The sequence below is a fragment of the Cupriavidus sp. KB_39 genome (genome assembly GCF_052114485.1).
In the GTDB taxonomy this organism is placed as follows: Bacteria; Pseudomonadota; Gammaproteobacteria; order Burkholderiales; family Burkholderiaceae; genus Cupriavidus.
The window spans coordinates 73,395-97,299 of sequence record NZ_JBFREV010000005.1 but is presented as its reverse complement, the minus strand read 5'-3'; the positions used below and the strand labels follow the sequence as shown (position 1 = coordinate 97,299).

21 protein-coding genes are annotated in these 23,905 nt (G+C 66.3%); 10 read left to right on the top strand and 11 right to left on the bottom strand.

Annotated elements, in window-relative coordinates; genetic code table 11:
- Positions 1-19: 19 nt before the first annotated feature.
- Entirely contained in the window at positions 20-232 is a 213-nt protein-coding gene (gene rpsU, locus AB4Z27_RS05560; RefSeq protein WP_092290348.1) for a 30S ribosomal protein S21, read from the bottom strand.
- A gap of 125 nt (positions 233-357) precedes the next feature.
- Positions 358-1,611: an NAD(P)/FAD-dependent oxidoreductase gene (locus AB4Z27_RS05555; protein WP_441644030.1), complete on the bottom strand. Its 1,254-nt coding sequence runs from the start codon at positions 1,609-1,611 to the stop codon at positions 358-360.
- A gap of 153 nt (positions 1,612-1,764) precedes the next feature.
- Here AB4Z27_RS05555 and tsaD point away from each other — a divergent pair, with 153 nt between their 5' ends.
- Entirely contained in the window at positions 1,765-2,793 is a 1,029-nt protein-coding gene (gene tsaD / locus AB4Z27_RS05550) for a tRNA (adenosine(37)-N6)-threonylcarbamoyltransferase complex transferase subunit TsaD (RefSeq protein WP_092290352.1), read from the top strand.
- A gap of 166 nt (positions 2,794-2,959) precedes the next feature.
- Here tsaD and folE2 read toward each other — a convergent pair whose 3' ends face one another.
- From folE2 to AB4Z27_RS05530, 4 genes are all read right to left on the bottom strand, one after another.
- Entirely contained in the window at positions 2,960-3,766 is an 807-nt protein-coding gene (gene folE2 / locus AB4Z27_RS05545; protein WP_092290354.1) for a GTP cyclohydrolase FolE2, read from the bottom strand.
- A gap of 112 nt (positions 3,767-3,878) precedes the next feature.
- Positions 3,879-5,798, bottom strand: a complete 1,920-nt coding sequence (dxs, locus tag AB4Z27_RS05540) for a 1-deoxy-D-xylulose-5-phosphate synthase (RefSeq protein WP_092290356.1) — start codon at positions 5,796-5,798, stop codon at positions 3,879-3,881.
- 44 nt (positions 5,799-5,842) lie between these two features.
- The gene (locus AB4Z27_RS05535) at positions 5,843-6,727 is read right to left on the bottom strand and encodes a polyprenyl synthetase family protein (RefSeq protein ID WP_092290358.1); all 885 of its coding nucleotides are present in this window, start codon (positions 6,725-6,727) and stop codon (positions 5,843-5,845) included.
- Positions 6,724-7,026: an exodeoxyribonuclease VII small subunit gene (locus AB4Z27_RS05530; protein ID WP_092290360.1), complete on the bottom strand. Its 303-nt coding sequence runs from the start codon at positions 7,024-7,026 to the stop codon at positions 6,724-6,726. The genes AB4Z27_RS05535 and AB4Z27_RS05530 overlap by 4 nt, the downstream gene beginning before the upstream one ends.
- Positions 7,027-7,515: 489 nt before the next feature.
- Here AB4Z27_RS05530 and AB4Z27_RS05525 point away from each other — a divergent pair, with 489 nt between their 5' ends.
- From AB4Z27_RS05525 to AB4Z27_RS05505, 5 genes are all read left to right on the top strand, one after another.
- Complete coding sequence (locus AB4Z27_RS05525; RefSeq protein ID WP_092290362.1) at positions 7,516-8,619, top strand: aromatic ring-hydroxylating oxygenase subunit alpha; 1,104 nt, start codon at positions 7,516-7,518, stop codon at positions 8,617-8,619.
- 200 nt (positions 8,620-8,819) lie between these two features.
- Positions 8,820-9,740 carry a DMT family transporter gene (locus AB4Z27_RS05520; protein ID WP_092290365.1) on the top strand — a complete coding sequence of 307 codons (921 nt, stop codon included), beginning with the start codon at positions 8,820-8,822 and terminating at the stop codon, positions 9,738-9,740.
- Positions 9,741-9,838: 98 nt separating this feature from the next.
- On the top strand, positions 9,839-10,297 hold the full coding sequence (locus AB4Z27_RS05515; protein WP_441644029.1) for a DUF2778 domain-containing protein: 459 nt from the start codon (positions 9,839-9,841) through the stop codon (positions 10,295-10,297).
- Complete coding sequence (locus AB4Z27_RS05510) at positions 10,294-10,572, top strand: hypothetical protein (RefSeq protein ID WP_092290369.1); 279 nt, start codon at positions 10,294-10,296, stop codon at positions 10,570-10,572. Before AB4Z27_RS05515 ends, AB4Z27_RS05510 begins: the two co-directional genes overlap by 4 nt.
- A gap of 52 nt (positions 10,573-10,624) precedes the next feature.
- Positions 10,625-11,500: a sulfurtransferase gene (locus AB4Z27_RS05505; RefSeq protein ID WP_441644028.1), complete on the top strand. Its 876-nt coding sequence runs from the start codon at positions 10,625-10,627 to the stop codon at positions 11,498-11,500.
- Positions 11,501-11,521: 21 nt separating this feature from the next.
- On the opposite strand, the gene AB4Z27_RS05500 is transcribed toward AB4Z27_RS05505, so the two are convergent.
- The 4 genes from AB4Z27_RS05500 to polA form a co-directional block, all read right to left on the bottom strand.
- On the bottom strand, positions 11,522-12,331 hold the full coding sequence (locus tag AB4Z27_RS05500) for a ZIP family metal transporter (RefSeq protein ID WP_255370686.1): 810 nt from the start codon (positions 12,329-12,331) through the stop codon (positions 11,522-11,524).
- A 177-nt stretch (positions 12,332-12,508) separates the two neighbouring features.
- Positions 12,509-13,384, bottom strand: a complete 876-nt coding sequence (locus AB4Z27_RS05495) for a dienelactone hydrolase family protein (RefSeq protein WP_441590578.1) — start codon at positions 13,382-13,384, stop codon at positions 12,509-12,511.
- 105 nt (positions 13,385-13,489) lie between these two features.
- Complete coding sequence (locus tag AB4Z27_RS05490; RefSeq protein ID WP_441644027.1) at positions 13,490-14,962, bottom strand: NAD(P)/FAD-dependent oxidoreductase; 1,473 nt, start codon at positions 14,960-14,962, stop codon at positions 13,490-13,492.
- A gap of 204 nt (positions 14,963-15,166) precedes the next feature.
- The gene (gene polA / locus AB4Z27_RS05485; RefSeq protein ID WP_441644026.1) at positions 15,167-17,989 is read right to left on the bottom strand and encodes a DNA polymerase I; all 2,823 of its coding nucleotides are present in this window, start codon (positions 17,987-17,989) and stop codon (positions 15,167-15,169) included.
- A 4-nt stretch (positions 17,990-17,993) separates the two neighbouring features.
- Between polA and AB4Z27_RS05480 the strand changes: the two genes are divergently transcribed.
- The 4 genes from AB4Z27_RS05480 to AB4Z27_RS05465 all read left to right on the top strand — a co-directional run bounded on the left by AB4Z27_RS05480 (position 17,994) and on the right by AB4Z27_RS05465 (position 21,446).
- Positions 17,994-18,941 (top strand): TIGR00730 family Rossman fold protein, encoded by a 948-nt coding sequence (locus tag AB4Z27_RS05480; RefSeq protein ID WP_441590580.1) that lies wholly within the window; start codon positions 17,994-17,996, stop codon positions 18,939-18,941.
- Positions 18,942-19,137: 196 nt separating this feature from the next.
- Positions 19,138-19,506 (top strand): DUF2782 domain-containing protein, encoded by a 369-nt coding sequence (locus tag AB4Z27_RS05475; RefSeq protein WP_092290380.1) that lies wholly within the window; start codon positions 19,138-19,140, stop codon positions 19,504-19,506.
- Positions 19,507-19,652: 146 nt separating this feature from the next.
- Positions 19,653-20,639, top strand: coding sequence for a homoserine kinase (locus AB4Z27_RS05470; protein WP_092290382.1), 987 nt, complete (start codon positions 19,653-19,655; stop codon positions 20,637-20,639).
- A gap of 6 nt (positions 20,640-20,645) precedes the next feature.
- Positions 20,646-21,446, top strand: a complete 801-nt coding sequence (locus AB4Z27_RS05465) for a BPSS1780 family membrane protein (RefSeq protein WP_441644025.1) — start codon at positions 20,646-20,648, stop codon at positions 21,444-21,446.
- Between the two features lie 45 nt (positions 21,447-21,491).
- On the opposite strand, the gene AB4Z27_RS05460 is transcribed toward AB4Z27_RS05465, so the two are convergent.
- Positions 21,492-23,882, bottom strand: coding sequence for a UvrD-helicase domain-containing protein (locus tag AB4Z27_RS05460; protein ID WP_441644024.1), 2,391 nt, complete (start codon positions 23,880-23,882; stop codon positions 21,492-21,494).
- Between the last annotated feature and the right edge of the window lie 23 nt (positions 23,883-23,905).

Below are 23,905 nucleotides of genomic sequence, written 5' to 3'. Positions count from 1 at the left end.
GAGCTGACGCAAGGCGCGATCAGTAGAGCTTCTTGGGCAGCGTCTGGCTGCGGATGCGCTTGTAATGGCGCTTCACCGCGGCATCCCGCTTACGCTTGCGCTCGGCGGTCGGCTTCTCGTAAAACTCTCGCGCGCGCAGTTCGGTAATCAGCCCGTTCTTCTCGATGGTGCGCTTGAAGCGGCGCATCGCGACTTCGAACGGTTCATTTTCTTTGAGGCGAATCGTCGTCATTTGGCCAAAAAGGAAAGAAGAGACTGCCGGCTGCCAGCCCTTGCCAGCGTGATGAGAGCGCCGATTGTAGCGCAAGGCCTGTGACGCTGCACGCGCATCGGCCCCGCCTGGACGGACCGTGCCGGCTACGCCACAGCGCTCGCGCCACGTGATGCTTCCGCCACTGCTTCGCCGGCCGCGACGGCCGATGCCCAGGCCCACTGGAAGTTGTAGCCGCCCAGCCAGCCGGTCACGTCGACCACCTCGCCGATGAAGTAGAGCCCGTCCACCTCGCGCGCCATCATCGTGGCGGAGGACAGCCCGCGCGTGTCCACGCCGCCGATCGTCACTTCGGCCTTCTTGTAGCCCTCGGTGCCCGAGGGCACCAGTTGCCAGCGGTTCAGCGCGTCGCCAAGCTGGCGCAGCGCCTTGTCCGGCAGGTCCGCCACCGGCTGGGCGCCCGGCAGGCCGGCCGCCGCGCACCATGCGTCGGCCAGCCGCGACGGCAGGCGTTCGCCGAGCAGGTTCGCCAGATGCTTGCGGCTGCCCTTTTTATGTCCGATCAGCCAGTCGGCGGCATCCTCGCCATCGAACAGATCGATCTCGATCGGCGTGCCGGGGCGCCAGAAGCTGGAAATCTGCAGCACGGCCGGGCCGGACAGCCCGCGGTGCGTCCACAGCAGATCTTCCTTGAACGCGCCGGCCGCCTTGCCGCTGCCGGTGCTGATGTCGACTTCCATCGACACTCCCGCAAGCGGCACGAAGGGCTGCCACGCCTGACCATCGAACGTAAGCGGCACCAGGGCGGGCCGCGTATCGATCATCTTGAGCCCGAACTGGCGGGCGATGCGATAGCCAAAATCGGTGGCGCCGATCTTCGGGATCGACAAACCACCCGTCGCCACGACCACCGCACCGGCGCGGACCGTGCCCTGCGTGGTCAGCAGCAGATAGTCATCGCCTTCGCGGCGAATCTCATCGATGGTGCAGCCGGTGCGCCAGTGCACGCTGCCCGCGTCACATTCGGCGCGCAGCATCTGGATCACGTCCTCGGCGCTGTTATTACAGAACAGCTGGCCGCGATGTTTCTCATGCCAGCCGATGTCATACCGGCGCATCAGCGCCAGGAAGTCCTGCGGGGTGTAGCGCGCCAGCGCCGACCGGCAGAAATGCGGGTTCGATGACAGGTAGTTGGCCGGGCCGGCCTGGAGATTGGTGAAATTGCAGCGGCCACCGCCCGAGATGCGAATTTTCTCAGCGAGCCGCGTCGCGTGGTCGATCAGCACCACACGCGCCCCGCGCTGCCCGGCCACGGCGGCACACATCATGCCGGCCGCACCCGCGCCCAGCACTGCCACGTCGAACCGCTCGGCCTTGCCCTTCATCGCCCCTGTTGTCATACCTGCCTTTCAAGAAGCGTGGATTGTAGCGAAAAGCCGCGCCGGCGCACCGCCTGCCGCTGTGCTACCCTGCTGTCCTTCCCTATTTATGCGCACTTGCCGGCACGATCGACGCCAATTCAGCGTTTATCGCACTGGCCGTTCCTGTTTTCCATGCTCGTCCTCGGTATCGAATCCTCCTGCGATGAAACCGGGCTGGCCCTCTATGACACCGAGGCCGGCCTGCTCGCGCACGCGCTGCATTCGCAGATCGCCATGCACCGCGAATACGGCGGCGTGGTGCCCGAACTGGCCTCGCGCGACCATATCCGCCGCGTGCTGCCCCTGCTGCGCCAGGTGCTGGACGACGCCGGCCGCACGCGCCAGGACATCGACGCCATCGCCTACACCCAGGGGCCGGGGCTCGCCGGCGCGCTGCTGGTGGGGGCTTCCGTCGCCAACGCACTCGGATTCGCGCTGAACGTGCCCATGGTGGGCGTCCATCATCTGGAAGGCCACCTGCTCTCGCCGCTGCTGACCGACGCACCGCCGCCCTTCCCGTTCATCGCGCTGCTGGTCTCGGGCGGCCATACGCAGTTGATGGAGGTCAAGGGCGTGGGCGACTACACGCTGCTGGGCGAGACCCTCGACGATGCCGCCGGCGAAGCCTTTGACAAGACCGCCAAGCTGCTCGGCCTCGGCTATCCGGGTGGCCCGGAAGTGTCGCGGATGGCCGCGTTCGGCTCGCCGGGCGCGTTCGACCTGCCCCGGCCGATGCTCCATTCGGGCAATCTCGATTTCTCGTTCGCGGGGCTCAAGACCGCCGTATTGACACAAACCCGCAAGCTTTCGAATCCGTGCGAGCAGGATCGTGCCAACCTCGCGCGCGCCTTTGTCGATGCCATCGTCGACGTGCTTTCGGCCAAGTCGTTCGCCGCGCTCAAGCAGACCGGGCACAAGCGCCTGGTGGTGGCCGGCGGCGTGGGCGCCAACCAGCAACTGCGCGAGCGCCTGAACGAGATGGGCCGCCGCCGCAAGGTGGACGTCTACTACCCCGACCTCGCCTTCTGCACCGATAACGGTGCGATGATCGCGTTTGCCGGCGCCATGCGGCTCCAGGCGGCGCCGCAGGTGGCCCGTCACGGCTACGACTACGGCGTCACGCCGCGCTGGGATCTGGCCGACATCCGCCTGCCCGCCTGAGGCCTAAGGTCGAGGGAATCCTCCAGGTCCGATCGGCAGCCGGCTACGGCCAGCATGAAGGTGGCGGAGGTGCTGGCAGGCACGCCGGCGGTGAACCTCCTCTGATCCGCCGTGCAACGAGTAAAAAAGCCACCCGAGGGTGGCTTTTTTCTTGGCGACGACGCGCTCAGGCGGGCTGCCGCTTGTCGTGCTCGATCACGGCGTAGGCGCTGTGATTGTGGATGGACTCGAAATTCTCCGCTTCCAGCGTGTACGCGACGATCCGCGCATCGGCGTTGAGCCGCATCGCGATGTCTCGCACGAGGTCTTCGACGAACTTCGGGTTCTCGTAGGCGCGCTCGGTCACGAACTTCTCGTCCGGGCGCTTGAGCAGACCCCACAGTTCGCACGACGCCTCTTCCTCGGCCATGCGCACCAGCGCTTCCACGGGCAGGTCGCCGACCAGTTCCACGCGCATCGTGATATGCGAGCGCTGGTTGTGCGCGCCGTACTGCGAGATCTTCTTCGAGCACGGGCACAGGCTGGTCACCGGCACCAGCGCGGTCAACCACAGGCGCGATTGGCCGTCGCGGACCTCACCCGTCAGCGTGACCGCGTAGTCCATCAGCGATTCCACGCCGGACACCGGCGCGGTCTTCGAGATGAAATACGGGAACGTGACCTCGATGCGGCCGGCGTCGGCTTCCAGGCGCACCAGCATGTCGTCCAGCAGCGTGCGGAACGCGGCCAGGTCGAGCGGGGCGCGGTGGTCCTCCAGCAGCGCCACGAAGCGCGACATATGCGTGCCCTTCTGGTCCGCCGGCAGGCGTACATCGAGATCGAAGGTGCCCACGGTGGCCACTACGCCGGCCGGGGTCTTCAGCGAGAGCGGATAGCGCACGCCCTTGACGCCCACGCGCTGGATCACGATCTGGCGGGTGTCCACGCTCGACTGCACGTCGGGCATGACGAAGGCGGGATTGATGTCGTTCATCTACGGTTTCCTTTACGGTCGCGGCGGTCATCCCCCGCGCAACGAGTGTGAAAAAAGAAGCCGGCGCGGGATGGGCCGCGCCGGCTTTTACTGCCTGGAACTGCCGTGCGGATCAGGCCACGCGCGGCGTGGCGACCTTGACGGGCGCCTCGGCGATGGCGAAACGCTCGCGCACCGAACGCTCGATGCCGGCGGCGTCGAGGCCGCACTGCGACAGCAGGAACGCCGGATCGCCATGATCGATGAACTTGTCGGGCAGGCCCAGCACCAGCACCGGAATGTCGATGCCAGCCTCGGCCAGCGCCTCCAGGACCGCGCTGCCAGCGCCGCCCATCGTGCTGCCCTCCTCCACAGTCACGAGGTAGTCGTGGTTCGCGGCCAGCGACTTCACCAGCTCCACGTCCAGCGGCTTGACGAAGCGCATGTTGGCCACGGAGGCGTCCAGTGCCTCGGCCGCGCCCAGTGCCGGGTGCAGCATCGAGCCAAACGCCAGGAACGCCACGCGCTGGCCCGCGCGGGCATGGCCCTCGCGGCGCATCTCGCCCTTGCCTACCGGCAGCGCGGTCAGCGCGGCCTCGGTAGCCACGCCGGCGCCGGCGCCGCGCGGATAGCGCACGGCAGTCGGGCAATCCTGCTGGAACGCCGTGGTCAGCAACTGGCGGCACTCGTTCTCATCGGCCGGCGTCATCACCATCATGTTGGGGATGCAGCGCAGGTAGGCGATGTCGTAGGCACCGGCGTGCGTGGCGCCATCGGCGCCCACCAGGCCGGCGCGGTCCAGCGCGAACACCACGGGCAGGTTCTGCAGCGCCACGTCGTGGATCAGCTGGTCATAGCCGCGTTGCAGGAAGGTCGAGTAGATCGCCACGACCGGCTTCAGTCCCTCGCAGGCCAGGCCACCGGCAAAGGTCACCGCGTGCTGCTCGGCGATGCCCACGTCGTAGTAGCGGTCCGGGAAGCGCTTCTCGAACTCGACCATGCCCGAGCCCTCGCGCATGGCCGGCGTCACGCCGATCACACGCTTGTCGGCGGCGGCCATGTCGCACAGCCATTCGCCGAAAACCTGCGTGTAGGTCTTGCGCGACGGCTTGGCAGACGGGCGGATGCCCTCGGCCGGATTGAACTTGCCGGGGCCGTGATACAGGATCGGGTCGGCCTCGGCCAGCTTGTAGCCCTGGCCCTTCTTGGTCACCACGTGCAGGAACTGCGGGCCGTGGCCTTCCAGCGCGCGCTGGCGAATGTTCTGCAGCGTCGGCACCAGCGAGTTCAGGTCGTGACCATCGATCGGGCCGATGTAGTCGAAGCCGAATTCCTCGAACAGCGTGGCCGGCACGACCATGCCCTTGGCATGTTCTTCCAGCCGTTTTGCGAATTCCAGCACCGGCGGGGCCACCGACAGCACGCGCTCGATGCCCTTCTTGGTGGCCGCGTAGAACTGGCCGGAGAGCAGGCGCGCGAGGTGGCGGTTCAGCATGCCCACCGGCGGCGAGATCGACATGTCGTTGTCGTTCAGCACCACCAGCAGCGGCAGGTCCTTGTAGACGCCGGCGTTGTTCATCGCTTCGAAGGCCATGCCGGCGGTCATCGCGCCGTCGCCGATCACGGCGATGCCGACGCGCTTCTCGCCCTTGGTGCGGGCGCCCAGGGCCATGCCCAGCGCGGCCGAGATCGAGGTGGACGAGTGGGCGGTGCCAAAGGTGTCGAACTCGCTCTCCGCGCGGCGCGGGAAGCCCGAGATGCCACCGTACTGGCGCAGCGTGGACATGCGGTCGCGGCGGCCGGTCAGGATCTTGTGAGGGTAGCTCTGATGGCCCACGTCCCAGACCACGCGGTCGGACGGGGTATCGAACACATAGTGGAGCGCAATGGTCAGCTCCACCGTGCCGAGGTTGGACGACAGGTGCCCGCCGGTCTGGGAGACCGATTCCAGCACATAGGCGCGCAGTTCGTCAGCCAGCGTGTCGAGCTGGCGTCGATCCAGCTTGCGCAGGTCTGCGGGTTCGTCGATTTTGTTGAGCAGCGTGTAGGTCATGATGTCCGTTCGGCCGCCGGATTCTCTATGTCCGGCTTGTCAGTTCAATTGGAGCGCAGCACGATCAGGTCGGCCAGTTCGGCCAGCCGGCCTGCCCGGGTGCCGAATCCCGCCAATGCCTCGTGGGCATCGGTGCGCAACTGGGCAGCCAGCGCGCGCGCGGCATCGAGGCCCATCAGCGACACATAGGTCGGCTTGTCATTGGCGGCGTCCTTGCCGGCGGTCTTGCCGAGGGTTGCCGTATCGGCCGTGACGTCCAGAATATCGTCAACCACCTGGAACGCCAATCCCACGGCAGCCGCGTAGCGGTCCAGCGCGGCCAGGCCGGCGGGATCGATACTTCCGCACAACGCTCCCATGCGCACACTCGCGCGCAGCAGGGCGCCGGTCTTCATCCGGTGCATGGCTTCCAGCGCGTCGCGCGACATCGCCAAGCCCACGTTCTGCAGGTCGATGGCCTGCCCGCCGGCCATGCCGACCGAGCCCGAGGCCACGGCCAGCTCGTCCACCAGCTTCAGGCGCGCTTCGGGCGCCAGCGCCGGGGTGCGGGCCAGCAGGATGAACGCCTGGGTCTGCAATGCGTCACCCACGAGCAGCGCGGTGGCCTCGTCATAGGCCTTGTGCACTGTGGGGCGCCCGCGCCGCAGGTCGTCATCGTCCATGCAGGGCATGTCGTCGTGGACCAGCGAGTAAGCGTGGATCATCTCCACCGCGCAGGCCGCCGCGTCACATGCCTCGGGTGTGGCACCGGCCACTTCACCGGCCGCGTGTACCAGCAGCGGGCGTACCCGCTTGCCACCGCCGAGGACAGCATAGCGCATGGCCTCGTGCAAGGTGTGTGGAATTGTGTCCGTGGACGGCAGTGCCGAGTCCAGGGCGGCCTCGGTCCGGGCGCCCTGCGCCCGCATCCAGGTAGCGAAATCGCTCATTCGAAATCTGTGCCGTTGCTGTTGTTATCGGGACGGGACTCGCCAGCCAGCGGCTTCAGCGCGTCGCCTTCCAGTACTTTGACCTGCTGCGCCACCCGCTCCAGGCTCTGCTGGCAGTAGCGCACCAGTTCGGCACCGCGACGGTACGCGGTGAAAGAGGCCTCGAGGGGCAGTTCGCCGCTTTCCATGCTGGCCACTAGGGTTTCCAGCTCCGCCATGGCGGCCTCGTAAGAGGCTGGCTGCGCGCCGGCTGCGGGCGCGTCGTCAGGCTGGACCGGTGTGGTCGTGGGTTTTGGCATGTCGGGCCTTGTTCAGGGGAATTAGGGATTTTACGCCAATCCCGGACTTGGCCGCAGATACGTATCGTCAACGTGGCGTACACGCACGAAATGTTATCTATCGATCACCCCATTTCATGGAAGTGACTTGTGCGCTATGGTCGTCATTCCGAATGCGATCCAAAGGGCACCTCCATGACGACCCGGGTCGACTTTTTCGCTAAAAAGGCAAAATAATCAGACCCTTAACTTTTCGGCTCGGGTACAATTCCGCCCTCGTCAGCGAGATCGGCGACGCCGTGCCAAGGGCCGCCCGTTGCCAGCTTTTGCGTGTCTTTGTGGTAACGCCGCTCCCGCCCTGTGCCCGCCTGCACCGAACTCAGTTTCGGCCAGTCCCGCCGGGGAACCGGACCGCGCCCGGCTCGTCTGACAGGGTTTCCCAAATCGATTTCTCATATTTCGATGGTTGGGTTGTTCACTGCTTTCGCCTGTTACTAGGGAGTGGGGATAATGTCCAATCTCAGCACCGCGCTCAAGCTGGCGCCGGCTGATTCGCAGTTGCCCGTGGATGTCTACTTTGACGAGGCGCTGCATCAACAAGAACTGGAACTGCTGTTCAAGAAGGGCCCGGGATACGTCGGCCATACGCTGATGGTCCCGGAGACGGGCGATTTCCACACGCTCGCCGCCGAGGACGAGGGCCGCATGCTGGTCCGCAATCCGGAAGGTATCGAGCTGCTGTCGAATGTCTGCCGCCACCGCCAGGCCATCATGCTGAACGGCCGCGGCAACGCCAAGAACATCGTCTGCCCGCTCCATCGCTGGACCTACGACCTCAAGGGTGACCTGCTCGGCGCGCCGCATTTCGCGCAGCAGCCGTGCGTCCACCTGAACCGGTCGCCGCTCCAGAACTGGAACGGCCTGCTGTTCGAGGGCGCCCGCGACGTGCGCGCGGACCTCGCGCGCATGGGGGTGGCCGAGGACCTGAACTTCGACGGCTACATGCTCGACCACGTGGAAGTGCACGAGTGCGACTACAACTGGAAGACCTTCATCGAGGTCTATCTGGAGGACTACCACGTCGTGCCGTTCCACCCGGGACTGGGCAGCTTTGTCTCGTGCGACGACCTGACCTGGGAGTTCGGCGAATGGCACAGCGTGCAGACCGTGGGCCTGCACCAGGGCCTGAAGCGGCCGGGTAGCCCGACGTACCAAAAGTGGCACGACGCGGTGTTGCGCTTCAACAACGGCAAGCTGCCCAAGCACGGCGCGATCTGGCTGACTTACTACCCCAACGTGATGGTGGAGTGGTACCCCAACGTGCTGGTCATCTCGACGCTGCACCCGGTGGGTCCGCGCAAGACCCGCAATGTGGTGGAGTTCTACTACCCCGAGGAAATCGCGCTGTTCGAGCGCGAGTTCGTCGAGGCCGAGCGCGCCGCCTATATGGAGACGTGCATCGAGGACGACGAGATCGCCGAGCGCATGGACGCCGGCCGCCAGGCGCTGATGAAGCGCGGCGTCAGCGAGACCGGTCCGTACCAGTCGCCGATGGAAGACGGCATGCAGCACTTCCACGAATGGTATCGGGGAGCCATGCAGTACACCGGCTGAGGCGCCGGCGGGCCACCACCGTGGTCGGTTATCGCCCGCTATTCGCCCAAGCCCTGTAGCCAGCCAGAAACGGACCGTGCAAACGGTCCGTTTTGCGTTGGAGTGGCCATCTGGCCACTGTTAGAATCGGGGTTTTCCCGCGCTGCGCCGGCCACCACGAAGCCCGGCCGGCCGCCGTTCCACCTCTTTCGCCCCCCGCCATGCAATCGCTCTGGATGCTGTTCGCCGCCTTCGCCTTTTCCTTGATGGGGGTGGGCGTCAAGCTGGCATCCGAGTTCTACACCACAGGCGAGATCGTCTTCTACCGCAGCATCATCGGCGTGACGATCATGTGGATCATGCTGCGCTCGCAAGGCATCTCCGTGCGCACACCGCACATGGCCACGCACATCAAGCGCAGCCTGTTCGGCGTGACCGCCCTGCTGCTCTGGTTCACCTCGATCACGCTGCTGCCGCTGGCCACGGCCATGACGCTGAACTACATGTCGCCGGTCTGGATCGCCCTGATCCTGGGCGCCAGCGCGGCGCTGGCCGGCACGGCGGGCGGCGCGGACCGCAAGCTGATCGGCGCAATCCTGCTGTCGTTCGCCGGGGTGCTGTGCCTGCTGCAGCCGTCGGTCGGCAAGGACCAGCTGACCGGCGGCCTCATCGGACTGATCTCTGGCGTGTTCACGGCGCTGGCCTATGTGGAGGTGCGCCAGCTCGGCCAGCTCGGCGAGCCCGAGGGCCGCATCGTCTTCTACTTCTCGAGCGTGGGCATGGTCTGCGGGCTGGTCTGGATGCTCTACTCGGGCGTCAGCCACCACACCTGGCACGGCGCCGGCCTGCTGCTCGCCATCGGCATCCTGGCCACGCTGGGCCAAACCTCGATGACACGCGCCTACAAGCGCGGCAACACCCTGCTGACCGCCAACCTCCAATACGCCGGCATCGTGTTCTCCAGCCTCTGGGGCATCCTGGTCTGGGACGACAAGCTCAACTGGATCTCCTGGCTCGGCATGGTGCTGATCATCGCCAGCGGCATCGCCACCACCCTCACCCGCGCCCGTGACACCGACAAGCACCCGACCCCGGCCACGCCAGTGAAATCGGCGGAGGCGGAAGTCCATCCCGAGGTGTAGCAGAACGCCGAAAGGCCGACCCGCCTTGATGCGGGTCAGATCCGTCGGATGATGAATGGATAGAGTCTCCCGTCTGAACGCGACGACGGAGCCTTGCCATGCAGCAGCGCAGTTTTGTGTTGAACGACCAGCCGATGAGTGCCTTCCGTGCAGGAAGTGCCGAGTTTCCTGCCTTTTCTGGCCTAGCTCCCCACATCAACAAGCGAACGAGCATCTGTATTCCGGACCATGGCCCCATTCCACCAGGCACGTACTACATCCTTGATCGTGAATCTGGCGGTCGACTGGGGTGGTTTTACGAATGGTACGAACGCCAAACGGATTGGTTCGCGCTGTACGCCGACGATGGCCGCATGGACGATTGGACGTTCTGCAATGAAGTTCGTCGAGGCAACTTCAGATTGCACCCAAAAGGTAGACGTGGCATCAGCAAGGGCTTCATCACGATCGATCGTGCTAATGACTTTCACGTCCTACGTCATTTGCTGACGGCCTCGAACAAACGTTTGATCCCGAGAACAACGCTCCTCGCTTACGGGAAAGTGGTCGTCAGATGAGTCGGCTCCGCAATGCAGTCCTGCTGGTGATCTGGCTGGTCGTCGCCACGCATATCCATGGGCTCGTATGGAGCCGCTATCCCGACTATTTCCCTGAATACCCTGAGTCAGTGGGCCGTTTCATCGACTGGCTCACAAGGGACTATCAGCCAAGGGGCATCGAGTCGTTGACGACCTACTACTACCTGATCCTCTCGTTCCCGCCGGTGGCCGTCCTGACGGCACTTGGCCTGTTCCTCCGGCGCAAGCTCCGCCGACGCGCGAAACCGCACTGATCGATCCCCCGGTGTAGCATGGAGGCCATCGCCAAACCCCATGCTCACCGCAATGCCGACTCCACTGATCACCGCCACCGAGCTGAACCAACTGCTTAGTCAGGGCACCCACGATGTCGTGCTGTTCGACTGCTCGTTCGATCTCGCCGACCCGGCCGCCGGGCGCGAGGCCTATCACCAGGGGCACCTGCCGGGGGCCTACTACCTCCATCTCGATAACGAACTGTCCGGGCCCAAGACCGGCTTCAACGGCCGGCATCCGCTGCCCGATGCGGAGTTGTTCGCCGCGCGGCTACGGGCGCTTGGCGTGAACGATGGTTCGCTGGTCGTGGCCTATGACGCCCAGGGCGGCATGTTCGCGGCCCGGCTCTGGTGGCTGATGCGCTGGATTGGCCATGGGGCCGTGACGGTGCTCGATGGCGGGAAGAATGCCTGGGTGGCGGCTGGGCTGCCGCTCGAGCGCGGGGCAACCCCGGAGCCCGATACGGACACTGATAACGGCACTGGCGGCGACCTGTCGCGCAAGGCGTCGCTGGTCCCGACCGTCGATGCCGAGGCGCTGCTGGCCAATCTCGCCAGCCCCGCGCGGCTGGTCGTGGATGCCCGCGCCGCCGACCGCTTCCGCGGCGAGAACGAGACGCTCGACCCGGTCGGCGGCCATATTCCCGGTGCGGTGAATCGCTTCTTCAAGGACAACCTCGCCGCGGACGGCCATTTCAAGCCGGCGGAGACGCTGCGTGCGGAGTTCGGCCAGGTGTTTGCCGGCAAGGCGCCGGCCGATACGGTGATGCAGTGCGGCTCCGGCGTGACCGCCTGCCACAACCTGCTGGCGATGGAAGTGGCCGGGCTGACCGGCGCGGCGCTCTATCCGGGGTCGTGGAGCGAGTGGTGCGCCGACCCGAAGCGGCCGGTGGCGACTGGGGCCTGAATCCCCAGGCGCGAAGCGGCGTCAGCGCGACGCCGCCTCCGTCTTCGCCCCACGGTGGTGGTCGTGTTCCTCGCGCACGCCGTTCGTGATGAACACGATCGCCGCGATGCCCGCCGCCACCAGCACCACCTGCACCGCCGATTCCTTGAGGCGCGGCCGGCGCTGCATCTGCGGCATCAGGTCGCTCACGGCGATGTAGACGAAGCTGCTCGATGCAATCACGAGCACGTACGGAATCCAGCCGCTCAGCTGGTCCAGCAGGAAATATCCCACCACGCCGCCGACCACGGCCGCCAGGCTCGACAACAGGTTGAATGCAAAGGCGCGCGCCTTCGAGAACCCCGCGTTGAGCAGCACGATGAAATCGCCGACTTCCTGCGGAATCTCATGCGCGGCAATCGCCAGCGCCGTCACCACGCCGATCTTGGGATCGGCCAGGAAGGCAGCGGCAATCACGATGCCATCGGCAAAGTTGTGGAAGGTGTCGCCGACGAGGATGGTCAGGCCGCTGCGGCCCGCTTCCTCGCGGTCGTGGCCGTGATGATGGTGGTGCCCATCGCCCTCATGGTGGTGCGAGTGGCGCAGCAGCGAGATCTTCTCCAGCAGGAAGAAGCCCAGCAGGCCAGCCAGTAATGTGCCGAACAGCGCACGCGGGTCTGCGCCGGACTCGAACGCCTCGGGCAGCGAGTGAAGCAGCGCCGTGGCCAGCAGCACCCCTACCGAGAAGCTCACCATGCGGTCGACCACGCGCGAGGCCACGGTCAGCGACAGCAGCGCCGCCCCGAGAATGCTCCCGACGCCCGAAATGGTCGCCGCCAGCAGGATGTACAGAAGCGTGGAATGGATGATGGGCTCCCGGCGCCCGGTATGCGACGGTCAGGCCGCCCGCATACCGATTAACGCAACAAGGTTGCAAAAACTGGAAAGCCGCATTGTACGTATGTCCGCACCGACTTTGCAATGTCCGCAATGGTCCGACTCAGCGCGGGGTCAATCGCCCTCCCCGGCTCAGGCGACCTTGTTCGCCTTCAGCCAGGCGAGGCAGCGCTGCCAGCCATCCTTGGCGGCGGCTTCCACGTAGCTGGATCGGTAATCGGCATTGAAGGCATGGCCGGCCTCGGGATAGACCACGAAGGTCGAGGCCTTCGCATTGGCATCGGGCGATGCTGCCAGCGCGGCCTTCATCTTCGCGACGTGCTCCTGCGTGATGCCGGTGTCCTTGCCGCCGTACAGTCCCAGCACGGGCGCGTGGAGCTGGTTGACGCTCTCCAGCGCGCTGCGCGGCTTGAGCGGCGTCGGCTCACCCACCAGTTGGCCGTACCAGGCCACGCCGGCCTTCACCCGGGGGCTGTGGGCGGTGTAGAGCCATGTGACGCGTCCACCCCAGCAGAAACCGGTGATGCCGAGCCGGTTCAGGTCGCCGCCATGGGCGCCGGCCCAGGTGCTGGCGGCGTCCAGGTCGCCCATGACCTGCGCGTCCGGCACCTTGGCGATGACGTTGGTCTGCAATTCCTGGATCGTGCCGAAGCTGCCCGGGTCGCCCTGCCGCGCGAACAGTTCCGGCGCGATGGCCAGGTAGCCGAGCTTGGCGAAGCGTCGGCAAATGTCTGCAATGTGTTCATGCACCCCGAAGATCTCGCTGATCACGAGCACCACGGGCAGGTTGGTCTTGCCTTCGGGCTGGGCGCGGTAGGCGGGCATGTTGAAGCCGCCGGACGGGATGGTCACTTCGCCGGCGGTCAGGCCATTGAAGTCGGTCTTGATGGTTTCGGCCGCCACCGGCAGGGCCGCCGCCGCAAAGGCGGAGCCCAGCGCGGTCTTGACGAAACGCCGGCGATCGAACGTCTGGCCGGGGACGAGGCTTTCCACTTCAGGCTGCAACATGGGGCGGGCTCCTTGGGTTCGCTGGCGTAACGCATACGATGCTCACGCAACGCCAGCGATTCTAAGCGCACTTTGCCGCCCCGTGCGCCCCCTCCCCTCAGTGCCTCAGTGCAGCTTTACGCGCGGGCTGGTCTTGCTGCGCAGCCAGTGCGTCACCGTATCGAGCCCCATGCCGATGGCGCCGTGGAGCGCCAGCACGTGCATCCGGTACAGCGAGGTGTACATGAAGCGTGCCATCAGCCCCTCGATAAACATCGACCCACCAATCAGCCCACCCATCAGGCTGCCGACCGCGCTGAAGTGCCCCAGGGACACCAGCGAGCCGAAGTCCTTGAACCCGAACTTCGGCAGCGGCTTGCCGTCCATGCGTGCGCGGATCGCGTCATAGAGGAAGGTGGCCTGCTGGTGCGCCGCCTGCGCGCGCGGCGGCACGGCGGTCTGCTTCTCCGGCCACGGGCAGCTGGCGCAGTCGCCGAACGCGAAGATGTCCGGATCGGCCTCGGTTTGCAGCGTGGGACCGACCACGATCTGGCCCTGCTTGCTGACCGGCAGCCCGAGCGTGCGGAGGACACCCGGCGCGGTGATGCCGGCCGCCCAGACCGTCAGGTCGGCGTCGATGCGCTTGTCGCTGGCGGTGAGCACGGCGTCGTCGGTGACCTGCGTCACGCGCTCGGCGGTCAGCACGTCCACGTCGAGCTTGCGCAGCAGCTTGGTGGTCTCGGCGGAAACGCGCTCGGACAGCGCCGGCAGGATGCGCGGGCCGGCTTCGATCACGTGGATGCGCACGTCGCGGCGCGGGTCCAACTGGTGCAGGCCGTAGGCGTTGAGCACGTGCGCGGTGTTGCGCAGCTCGGCGGACAGTTCCACGCCCGTGGCGCCGGCGCCGATGATCGCCACGTCCACGCGCGGCCGGCCGTCCTCGCCGGTGCGGCCCCGCCCGTTCTGGGCGCGCACGCACGCGGCAATCAGCTTGCGGCGGAAGCGCTCCGCCTGCTCGACGGTATCAAGCGCGATCGCATGCTCGGCCGCGCCGGGCACGTTGAAGAAGTGCGTGACGCAGCCGATGGCCAGGACCAGCGTGTCATAGGGGAGTTCGCGTGCGGGCAGCAGCTCCGTGCCATCCAGATCGACGCACGCGGCCACCTGGATGACCTTGCGCGCCCGATCGACGCCCGTCAGTTCGCCCTGCTGGAACTCGAAGTGGTGCCACCGCGCCTGCGCGACGTACTCGAGCTGGTGGGTGTTGGGATCCATGCTGCCGGCGGCGACTTCGTGCAGCAGCGGCTTCCAGATGTGCGTGGGCGAGCGGTCCACCAGCACCACCTGGGCCTGGCCGCGTTTGCCCAGCTTGTCGCCGAGCCGGGTCACGAGTTCGAGCCCGCCGGCCCCGCCGCCAACGACGATGATCCGATGGGTGGATGCCTGCGTCGCGCGCAGCGCGTCGCGCTGGGCGTTGGGCGATGGGGTGGGCGATGGGTTGGGCGATGTCTCGCCCCGTGTATCGGCTTGCGTACCGATGTGTGCCGCCGTGCCTGCCGCTACTTCGCTACCGGTTGTACTGCCATCCGTGGTGCTCATGGTCTACCCGATCTTCTCTATTTGGAAACCGGTGTCGACCCGCGTCGGCGAGGATTATGTTGTCGTTGTGGCGTCGCGCGGATCATGTTCGTTGCTGCCAGTTTGCTGCACGGCAATAGAACTGGCAAGCCTCCACGCGATGATGTCGCGCATTCACCGCAACGCCTCTCCTGTACGCATCCGCATGCAGGAGAGGCGTCACCTTCAATGCGCCTCTTCCCAGTTGCTGCCGCTGCCCACTTCGGCCACCAATGGCACGCGCAGCGTCGCCACGGAGCACATCAGCTCGGGCAGGCGCGTCTTCACCAGCTCGAGTTCGGCCTGCGGCACTTCGAGGACCAGTTCATCGTGCACCTGCATGATCTGGCGCGTGCCGAGGTTGTCGCGCTCGAGCCAGTCCTGCACGGCGATCATCGACAGCTTGATCAGGTCCGCCGCCGTGCCCTGCATCGGCGCGTTGATGGCGGCGCGCTCGGCGCCCTGGCGGCGCGGGCCGTTGCCGCCGTTGATGTCGGGCAGCCAGAGGCGGCGGCCAAACACCGTTTCCACGTAGCCCTGCTCGCGCGCGGTCTGGCGCGTCTCTTCCATGTAGTGGGCCACGCCCGGGTAGCGCATGAAGTAGCGGTCGATGTAGTGCTTGGCCGCTTCGCGCTCGATGCCGAGGTTGCTGGCCAGCCCGAACGCGCTCATGCCGTAGATCAGACCGAAGTTGATGACCTTGGCGTAGCGGCGCTGCTCGCTGGACACCGCCTCGCGCTCCACGCCGAAGATCTCGGCCGCCGTGGCGCGGTGGATGTCCTCGCCGTTGGCGAACGCGCGCAGCAGGTTCTCGTCGCCCGAGATATGGGCCATGATGCGCAGCTCGATCTGCGAGTAGTCGGCGGAGACGATCACGTTGCCCGGCGCGGCGATGAACGCCTCGCGGATGCGCCGGCCTTCCTCGGTCCGCACCGGGATGTTCTGCAGGTTCGGCTCGGTCGAGGCCAGCCGGCCCGTCACGGCCGTGGCCTGGCCGTAGCTCGTGTGCACGCGTCCGGTCTGCGGGTTGACCATCTTCGGCAGCTTGTCCGTGTAGGTGGACTTGAGCTTCGACAGACCCCGATAGTCGAGCAGCAGCTTGGGCAGCGGATAGTCCTCCGCCAGCTTCTGCAGCACCTCTTCGTCCGTGGACGGCGCCCCGCTGGCGGTCTTCTTGACCACCGGCAGCTTCATCTGCGTGAACAGGATTTCGCCGATCTGCTTCGGCGAACCGAGGTTGAACGGCTGGCCAGCGGCCTCGAAGGCGGCTTTTTCCAGTTCCATCATGCGCTGGCCGAGTTCGGCGCTCTGCGCGCCAAGCCGCGCGGCATCGATCAGCACGCCATTGCGCTCGATCTTCTGAAGCACCACCGAGACCGGGATCTCGATATTCTCGTACACGTACTTGAGCCCGTCTGCCGCGTCCAGCTGCGGATGCATCTTGCGATGGAGGCGCAGCGTCACGTCGGCATCCTCGGCCGCGTACTCGGTGGCGCGCTGGAGGTCGATCTGGTCGAAGCCGATCTGGCTGGCGCCCTTGCCGCAGACTTCCTCGTAGGTCAGCGTCTTCAGGTTCAGCAACCGCTCGGCCAGGCTGTCCATGCCGTGATTGCGGTGCGAGGCCAGCACGTAGCTTTCCAGCATCGTGTCCTGGGCGATGCCGCGCAGCTTGACGCCGTGGTTGGCGAAGACGTGCGAGTCGTACTTCAGGTGCTGGCCTAGCTTCGGCCGCGCCGGGTCTTCCAGCCACGGGCGCAGGCGCTCCAGCACGTAGTCGCGCGAGAGCTGGCCGTGGTTATCCATGCCGGCCACGTCCGGGCCGCGATGGGCGACCGGGATGTAGGCGGCCTCGCCGGGCTCCACCGACAGCGACAGGCCCACCAACTGGGCCTGCATCGGGTCGAGCGAGGTGGTTTCCGTGTCGATGGCGGTCAGCGGCGCGTCGACGATCCGGGCGATCCAGCCGTCGAGTGCAGCCTCGGTGGTCACGGTCTCGTAGCGGATCTCGGCCGGGGTGGTGTCGGGTGCCGGCAGGTCGGTCGACACATCGGCCGGGCCATCGAACAGCCCGCCCTGCGGCGAAGGCGCCGGCGCGGCGCCGGCACGCGACGAGCGGGCGGCGGCACGGGCGTTCGGCAGCGATTCGCCCGTGGCCTCGCGCAGCCAGGTCTTGAAACCATAGCGCGAGAAGAAGGCGATCAGCTTCTCGTTGTCCTCGCCCAGTTCGCGCAGCGCGTGGAAGTCCGCCACGGCGTCGCTGAGGTCGCAGTCGGTCTTGACCGTGACCAGCTCCCGGGCGCGCGGCAGCCAGTCGAGCGTGTTGCGCAGGTTCTCGCCCACCACGCCCTTGATGCCATCGGCACCGGCCATGATGGTGTCGAGCGTGCCGTATTCGGCAAGCCATTTCACGGCGGTCTTCGGACCCACCTTGGGCACGCCGGGCACGTTGTCCACCGCATCGCCAATCAGCGAGAGATAGTCGACGATCCGCTCCGGCGGCACGCCGAACTTGGCCACCACACCGGGCGGATCGAGCACTTCGCCGCTCATGGTGTTGACCAGCGTGACGTGGTCGTTCACCAGCTGCGCGAGGTCCTTGTCGCCCGTGGATACCACGGTACGCACGCCCTGTGCCGTGGCCTGGCAGGCCAGTGTGCCGATCACGTCGTCGGCCTCCACGCCTTCCACCACCACGATCGGCCAGCCCAGCGCGCGCACGGCCTCGTGGATCGGCTCGATCTGCCTGGCCAGATCCTCGGGCATGGACGGGCGATGTTCCTTATATGCGGGGTATAGCGCATCCCGGAACGTCTTGCCCTTGGCGTCGAACACGCAAGCGATATACTCTGCCGGGAAGTCGTTGCGCAGCTTGCGCAACATGTTGATCATGCCGTAGATTGCCCCTGTAGGCAGCCCTTCGCCATTCCTCAGGTCCGGCAGAGCGTGATACGCGCGATACAAGTAGCTCGATCCATCGACGAGCAAAAGCGTTTTTTGACTATCCGACATTCCCATGGACTCTAAATTGACTGGCGCCCCTGCTGGTGGCGCAGCGACCGGCCCCCTGGCCGATACGGACGTTTCCGACATCTCCGGCGATACCGTGAACCCGCCGCCCGAGAAGGCCTCGGCGCATGCCGCCGCCATCGCCGCGAAAGCCGATGCCGCGGCGGCGGGCAAATCGCCCGAAGCCCAGGATGCAGCTGCCGCGGCGGCAGCTGCGCGTGCCAACCCACGCAAGATGATTCCGAGCCTGCGCGCGCTGGCGGATGAAGACCGCGCCACCGCGAAGAAGGCGCGTGCCTCGTGGCAAATGTTCACGATTATGGCAGAGTTCATCGAGGCGACCGAGTACCTCTCGGAGATCCGCCCGGCGGTCTCGATCTACGGCAGCGCGCGCCTGCGCGAGGACTCGCCGTACTACCAGAAGACCATCGAGATTGCCCGGCTGTTCTCGGACGCCGGCTTCGCGGTGATCTCCGGCGGCGGCCCCGGCATCATGGAAGCGGCGAACAAGGGCGCGCACGCCGGCAAGTCCGCCAGCGTCGGCCTGAACATCGAGCTTCCGCACGAGCAGCAGGGCAATCCGTACCAGGACATCGCCATGCGCTTCCGCCACTTCTTCACGCGCAAGGTCACCTTCGTGAAGAATTCGGACGCCTTCATCGTCATGCCCGGCGGCTTCGGCACGCTGGACGAGCTGGCCGAGGTGCTCACGCTGGTGCAGACCGGCAAGTCGCGCTCGGTGCCGGTGGTGATGTACGGCAGCCGGTTCTGGAAGGGCCTGCTGGACTGGTTCCGCTTCACGCTGCTGCCGATGGGCCTGATCGCCGAGCACGACCTCGACCTGATGAAGATCGTGGACGAGCCCCAGGAAGTGCTGGAGGCGGTCTATGACTATTACGAGAAGCGCGGCGGCGATCACCCGATTCCGCCTAAGGAAGAAATGTTCTATCTGTAAGGCATTGGCGGCGTCCCCGGCCAGCCAGGGGGCGCAGGCAGCACGTGCCGGGGTGCCCCGGGGGTCACGAGAGCGGCCCGTGGGCGGCAGGAATTGCTAGAATGGAAGCCTGTCAGTCTGCCAGGTCCGGCGCCGCCGGGCCGCAGACTCAATCCGCGTGGCGGGGCCTGCCGGCCCGCACGCACAGGAGCCCCAGATGACCTCCCCCTCGCACCCGGCTGCCGTGCTCGCCGCGACCGTGCTGGCACTCGTGCCGGCCCTGGCCGCCGCACAGGGCAACGCGGAAAGCAGTGCGCTGACACAACAAGAACTGAACCAGATCAACAATCAGCCGATCGCGCCCGCGTCGAAAAGCCAGCTCAACCAGCCGCGCGAGCCGAGTTTCGTGCTGCGTGAGCGCGATGGGACCCAGGTGACCGAGTACCGGAACAAGGGGCAGGCCACCGATATCCAGGTACGCTCCGGCGTGGGCACGAAGTACGAGATGAGCAAGCCGGAAGACAGCTCGCCCAAGATTCGTGACCATGACGTGAACCGCGTGCCGTCGGTCAACCTGAAGTTCTGAGCGTCTCAACGACCCTTTTCACCCACGACCCGGCCGGACGGCAACGCCCGACCGGATCGCGCCGGCCCTCCGGCAGTCATGCCGCGGCGGCGGACGGTTTTTGTCCAGACCGGCCTGCCGCGCCCGATTCGCACCAATAAAACAGTATGGCCGTATTCACCACGGTCTCGCAGGACGAGATCGCCCGCTGGCTGCTTGACTACGACCTTGGCGAAGTCCGCGCGTTGCGCGGCATTGCTTCCGGGATCGAGAACAGCAATTTCTTTCTGACCATGGAGCAGGATGGCGTCACGCGCGAGTACGTGCTGACCATCTTCGAGCGGCTGACCTTCGCGCAGCTGCCGTATTACCTGCACCTGATGGACCATCTGGCCCGACACGGCATCAGCGTGCCGGCGCCCGTGGCCGCGCGCGACGGGGAAATCCTGCGCGCGCTCAAGGGCAAGCCGGCGACCATCGTCACGCGGCTCTCCGGCGCGTCGCAACTGTCCCCGCAGGCCAGCCACTGCGCCGAGGTGGGCACCATGCTGGCCCGCATGCACCTGGCCGGGCAGGACTATCCGCGCCAGCAGCCCAACCTGCGCAGCCTGGCCTGGTGGCGCCAGACCGAGCCCGAGATCCTGCCGTTCCTCGACCCGGCCCAGCGCCAGTTGCTGGCCGGCGAGATCGCCCACCAGACCGCGTTCTTCGGCAGCGCCGACTACGCCGCGCTGGCCGGCGGCCCGTGCCACTGCGACCTGTTCCGCGACAACGTCCTGTTCGACACCGACGCCAGCGGCGCGCCGCAACTCGGCGGTTTCTTCGATTTCTACTTCGCCGGCAACGACAAGTGGCTGTTCGACCTGGCCGTGACCGTGAACGACTGGTGTATCGACCTGCCCACCGGCGCGCTGGACGTTGACCGGGCGCAGGCCATGCTGCGGGCTTATCATGCGGTGAGGCCGCTCACGGCCACCGAGGCCGCGCATTGGCAGGACATGCTCCGTGCGGGCGCGCTGCGCTTCTGGGTATCGCGTCTGTGGGACTTTTTCCTGCCGCGCGAGGCCGACATGCTCCAGCCGCACGATCCGACCCACTTCGAACGCATCCTGCGCCGCCGTCTCGACGACGCCGCACCGCTCCCCTGGATCTGATTCGCCATGCAACTACTGGAAGTTCCCGCCAAGGAAGGCTACGTCTGGTTCCGCCAGGGTATCTGGCTGTTCCGCAAGAACCCGCTCGCGTTCCTGATGCTGCTGTTCATCTACCTGATTGCCGCGCAGCTCGCGATCTTCGTGCCGCTGTTCGGCATCATCGCGCTGCTGGTGGTCACGCCGGGCATCAACGTGGGGGTGATGACGGCCTGCCGCGATGTCATCCAGAGCAAGCGCGTGCTACCGACCGTGCTGCTGGCCGGGTTCCGCAGCAATGGCAAGCAGGCCATGCGGCATCTGTTCGTGCTGGGCGGCATCTATGCGGCGCTGGTGTTCCTGCTGAGCCTGATCGCCACGTCGCTGGTTGATATCGGCGCGCTGGCGCAGGTGGTGCTGAAGGGCGAGGAGCCCACGCCGGACGCGATGCGCCAGCTCTACCTGGCCATGCTGACCGGGGCAGCGCTCTACACGCCGATCGCGATGCTGTTCTGGTTCGCGCCGATGCTGACTGCCTGGCACGGCGTGCCGCCGGTGAAGGCGCTGTTCTTCAGCTGGACGGCCTGCTGGCGCAACCGGGGCGCGTTCTTCGCCTACGCCGGCCTGTTCGCCGTCCTGATCGTGGCGCTGCCGCTGTTCCTGGAGGTAATCTTCGCCGCGATCGGCGCGGAGACGGTGCTGTCGTTCCTGGTCACGCCGTACTCGCTGCTGATGCTGGCGATCCTGTACTGCTCGTTCTACGCCACCTATCGCGGCTGCTTCAACATCGTGCCGGCCGAGGCCACCGACACCCAGAACGTCAATCCGTGACGTATTAAGCACTTGGCCGGAGCTGCCCCCGGCCAGGACCCGGCTTTAGTCGATGGTGTCGAGCTTGGCCACCGCCAGCGCCAGCCACTTGGCGCCGTGGCGCTTGAAGTTGATATTGGCGCGCGCATCGGCGCCCTCGCCTTCCAGCGCCGTGATCTTGCCTTCCCCGAACTTGTTGTGGAACACGTTCTGGCCGACCCGGAAGCCGGTGTCGGCCGCGCGCTTTTCCTCGGCGTAGTTCTTGCCGGTGTCCATGCCGCCCGTGGGCCGGGTGCCGCTGTAGGGCACGTCCTCGGGCTTCTTGAACCAGTCGCGGCCCCAGCCGCTTTCCCGCTCCCCGCCGCCCTGGCGGTTGCGGCCATAGCCACCGCCACTGCCACCACCGTATGCACCGTAGGCCTGTGCCGGCGGCGTGATCCACTTCAGCGACGCCTCGGGCAACTCCTCGAAGAAGCGCGAGCGGATGTGATATCGCATCTGGCCGTGCAGCACGCGGCTCTGGGCGAAGGACATATAGAGCCGCTCGCGCGCCCGGGTAATCGCCACGTACATCAGGCGGCGCTCCTCCTCGAGCCCATCGGCCTCCATCGCGCTGTTCTCGTGCGGGAACAGGCCCTCTTCCAGCCCGGTAATGAACACCACGTTGAATTCGAGGCCCTTGGCCGCGTGCACGGTCATCATCTGCACCGCGTCCTGGCCAGCCTGGGCCTGGTTGTCGCCGGCCTCCAGCGAGGCATGGGTCAGGAAGGCCACGAGCGGCGTCATCACCACCGGCAACTGCTCGGGATCGAGCACCTGGAGCACCTGGTCGCCATCGGCCAGCACTGGCGCGGCGTCGCCGATCCGGTTGGCGGGCAGCACGCTGGCCAGCGCGTCGAGCCCATAGCCCTCTTCCACCACGAAAGCCTGCGCGGCGGTGACCAGTTCCTGCAAGTTCTCGATGCGGTCCTGCCCTTCCTTCTCGTTCTGGAAGTGCTGGATCAGGCCGCTGGTGTTGATCACATACTCCACCGTCTCCGGCAGCGTCATGCGCCGCGTCTCGGCCCGCATCTGCTCGATCAGGCGGATAAACGCGCCCATCGTGCTGCCCGCCTTGCCCGGCACGTAGGCCACGGCCTCGGAGAGCGAGACGTTGTACTGGCGCGCGGCGTCCTGGAGCAGCTCCAGCGAACGCGCCCCGATGCCGCGCGTCGGGAAGTTGACCACCCGCCCGAACGCCGCGTCGTTGCGCGGGTTTTCGATCAACTGCAGATAAGCGAGCGCATGCTTCACTTCGGCCCGTTCGAAGAAGCGCAGGCCGCCATACACCCGATAGGCGATGCCGGACGAGAACAGCGCGTGCTCGATCACCCGCGACTGCGCATTGCTGCGATACAGGATGGCGATCTCGGAGCGCGACATGCCCTGGGCGATCTGGTCGCGGATCTCCTCGACGATCCACGAGGCCTCCTGCCCGTCCGAGCCGGCCTGGAACACCCGCACCAGCTCGCCGTGGCCCGCGTCCGTGCGCAGGTTCTTGCCCAGCCGCCGCGCGTTGTGGGCGATCAGGTGGTTGGCCGAATCGAGGATGTGGCCATGCGAGCGGTAGTTCTGCTCCAGCTTGATCAGGTGGCGCACGCGGAATTCGCTCTCGAAGTCGCGCATATTGCCGACGTTGGCACCCCGAAACGCGTAGATGCTCTGGTCGTCATCGCCCACGGCGAACACGGCCGCCGCGCTACCCGTGCCGTAACCGGCCAGCAGCTTGAGCCACTGGTACTGGAGCACGTTGGTGTCCTGGAACTCGTCCACCAGCACGTGGCGGAAGCGGTGCTGGTAGTGCTGGCGGATGGCGTCGTTGTAGCGCAGCAGTTCGTAGCAGCGCAGTAGCAACTCGGCGAAATCGACCACGCCTTCGCGCTGGCACTGCTCGTCGTAGGCGGCGTACAGGTCGACGAAACGACGGTTGAAATCGTCGTTCGCCTCCACGTCGCGGGGGCGCAGCCCCTGCTCCTTGGCGTTGTTGATGAAGTACTGGACGTTCTTGGCCGGATACTTCTCGTCATCGACATTCAGCGATTTCAGCAGCCGCTTGAGCGCGGAAAGCTGGTCCTGGGTGTCCAGGATCGAGAAGGTCTGCGGCAGCCCGGCGTCCTTGAAGTGCGCGCGCAGCATCCGGTTGCAGAGCCCGTGGAAGGTGCCGATCCACATGCCGCGCGTGTTGATGGGCAGCATGGACGACAGGCGGGTCTGCATCTCCTTGGCCGCCTTATTGGTAAATGTCACGGCCAGCACGCCGGCCGGCGACACCCGGCCGTTCTGGATCAGCCAGGCGATGCGGGTGGTCAGCACGCGGGTCTTGCCGCTGCCCGCCCCCGCCAGGATCAGGGCCGGTTCATCGGGCAACGTGACGGCGGCGAGTTGTTCGGCGTTGAGATTGGCAAGCAGGCTGGACATCGGGGAAGGGGCCTTTTGGCCGC

What these genes read in the sequence shown, in the direction of transcription:
- rpsU (WP_092290348.1), bottom strand. Translation starts at nt 232, where the DNA reads ATGACGACGATTCGCCTCAAAGAAAATGAACCGTTCGAAGTCGCGATG.
- AB4Z27_RS05555 (WP_441644030.1), bottom strand. Translation starts at nt 1,611, where the DNA reads ATGACAACAGGGGCGATGAAGGGCAAGGCCGAGCGGTTCGACGTGGCA.
- tsaD (WP_092290352.1), top strand. Translation starts at nt 1,765, where the DNA reads ATGCTCGTCCTCGGTATCGAATCCTCCTGCGATGAAACCGGGCTGGCC.
- folE2 (WP_092290354.1), bottom strand. Translation starts at nt 3,766, where the DNA reads ATGAACGACATCAATCCCGCCTTCGTCATGCCCGACGTGCAGTCGAGC.
- dxs (WP_092290356.1), bottom strand. Translation starts at nt 5,798, where the DNA reads ATGACCTACACGCTGCTCAACAAAATCGACGAACCCGCAGACCTGCGC.
- AB4Z27_RS05535 (WP_092290358.1), bottom strand. Translation starts at nt 6,727, where the DNA reads ATGAGCGATTTCGCTACCTGGATGCGGGCGCAGGGCGCCCGGACCGAG.
- AB4Z27_RS05530 (WP_092290360.1), bottom strand. Translation starts at nt 7,026, where the DNA reads ATGCCAAAACCCACGACCACACCGGTCCAGCCTGACGACGCGCCCGCA.
- AB4Z27_RS05525 (WP_092290362.1), top strand. Translation starts at nt 7,516, where the DNA reads ATGTCCAATCTCAGCACCGCGCTCAAGCTGGCGCCGGCTGATTCGCAG.
- AB4Z27_RS05520 (WP_092290365.1), top strand. Translation starts at nt 8,820, where the DNA reads ATGCAATCGCTCTGGATGCTGTTCGCCGCCTTCGCCTTTTCCTTGATG.
- AB4Z27_RS05515 (WP_441644029.1), top strand. Translation starts at nt 9,839, where the DNA reads ATGCAGCAGCGCAGTTTTGTGTTGAACGACCAGCCGATGAGTGCCTTC.
- AB4Z27_RS05510 (WP_092290369.1), top strand. Translation starts at nt 10,294, where the DNA reads ATGAGTCGGCTCCGCAATGCAGTCCTGCTGGTGATCTGGCTGGTCGTC.
- AB4Z27_RS05505 (WP_441644028.1), top strand. Translation starts at nt 10,625, where the DNA reads ATGCCGACTCCACTGATCACCGCCACCGAGCTGAACCAACTGCTTAGT.
- AB4Z27_RS05495 (WP_441590578.1), bottom strand. Translation starts at nt 13,384, where the DNA reads ATGTTGCAGCCTGAAGTGGAAAGCCTCGTCCCCGGCCAGACGTTCGAT.
- AB4Z27_RS05490 (WP_441644027.1), bottom strand. Translation starts at nt 14,962, where the DNA reads ATGAGCACCACGGATGGCAGTACAACCGGTAGCGAAGTAGCGGCAGGC.
- polA (WP_441644026.1), bottom strand. Translation starts at nt 17,989, where the DNA reads ATGTCGGATAGTCAAAAAACGCTTTTGCTCGTCGATGGATCGAGCTAC.
- AB4Z27_RS05480 (WP_441590580.1), top strand. Translation starts at nt 17,994, where the DNA reads ATGGACTCTAAATTGACTGGCGCCCCTGCTGGTGGCGCAGCGACCGGC.
- AB4Z27_RS05475 (WP_092290380.1), top strand. Translation starts at nt 19,138, where the DNA reads ATGACCTCCCCCTCGCACCCGGCTGCCGTGCTCGCCGCGACCGTGCTG.
- AB4Z27_RS05470 (WP_092290382.1), top strand. Translation starts at nt 19,653, where the DNA reads ATGGCCGTATTCACCACGGTCTCGCAGGACGAGATCGCCCGCTGGCTG.
- AB4Z27_RS05465 (WP_441644025.1), top strand. Translation starts at nt 20,646, where the DNA reads ATGCAACTACTGGAAGTTCCCGCCAAGGAAGGCTACGTCTGGTTCCGC.
- AB4Z27_RS05460 (WP_441644024.1), bottom strand. Translation starts at nt 23,882, where the DNA reads ATGTCCAGCCTGCTTGCCAATCTCAACGCCGAACAACTCGCCGCCGTC.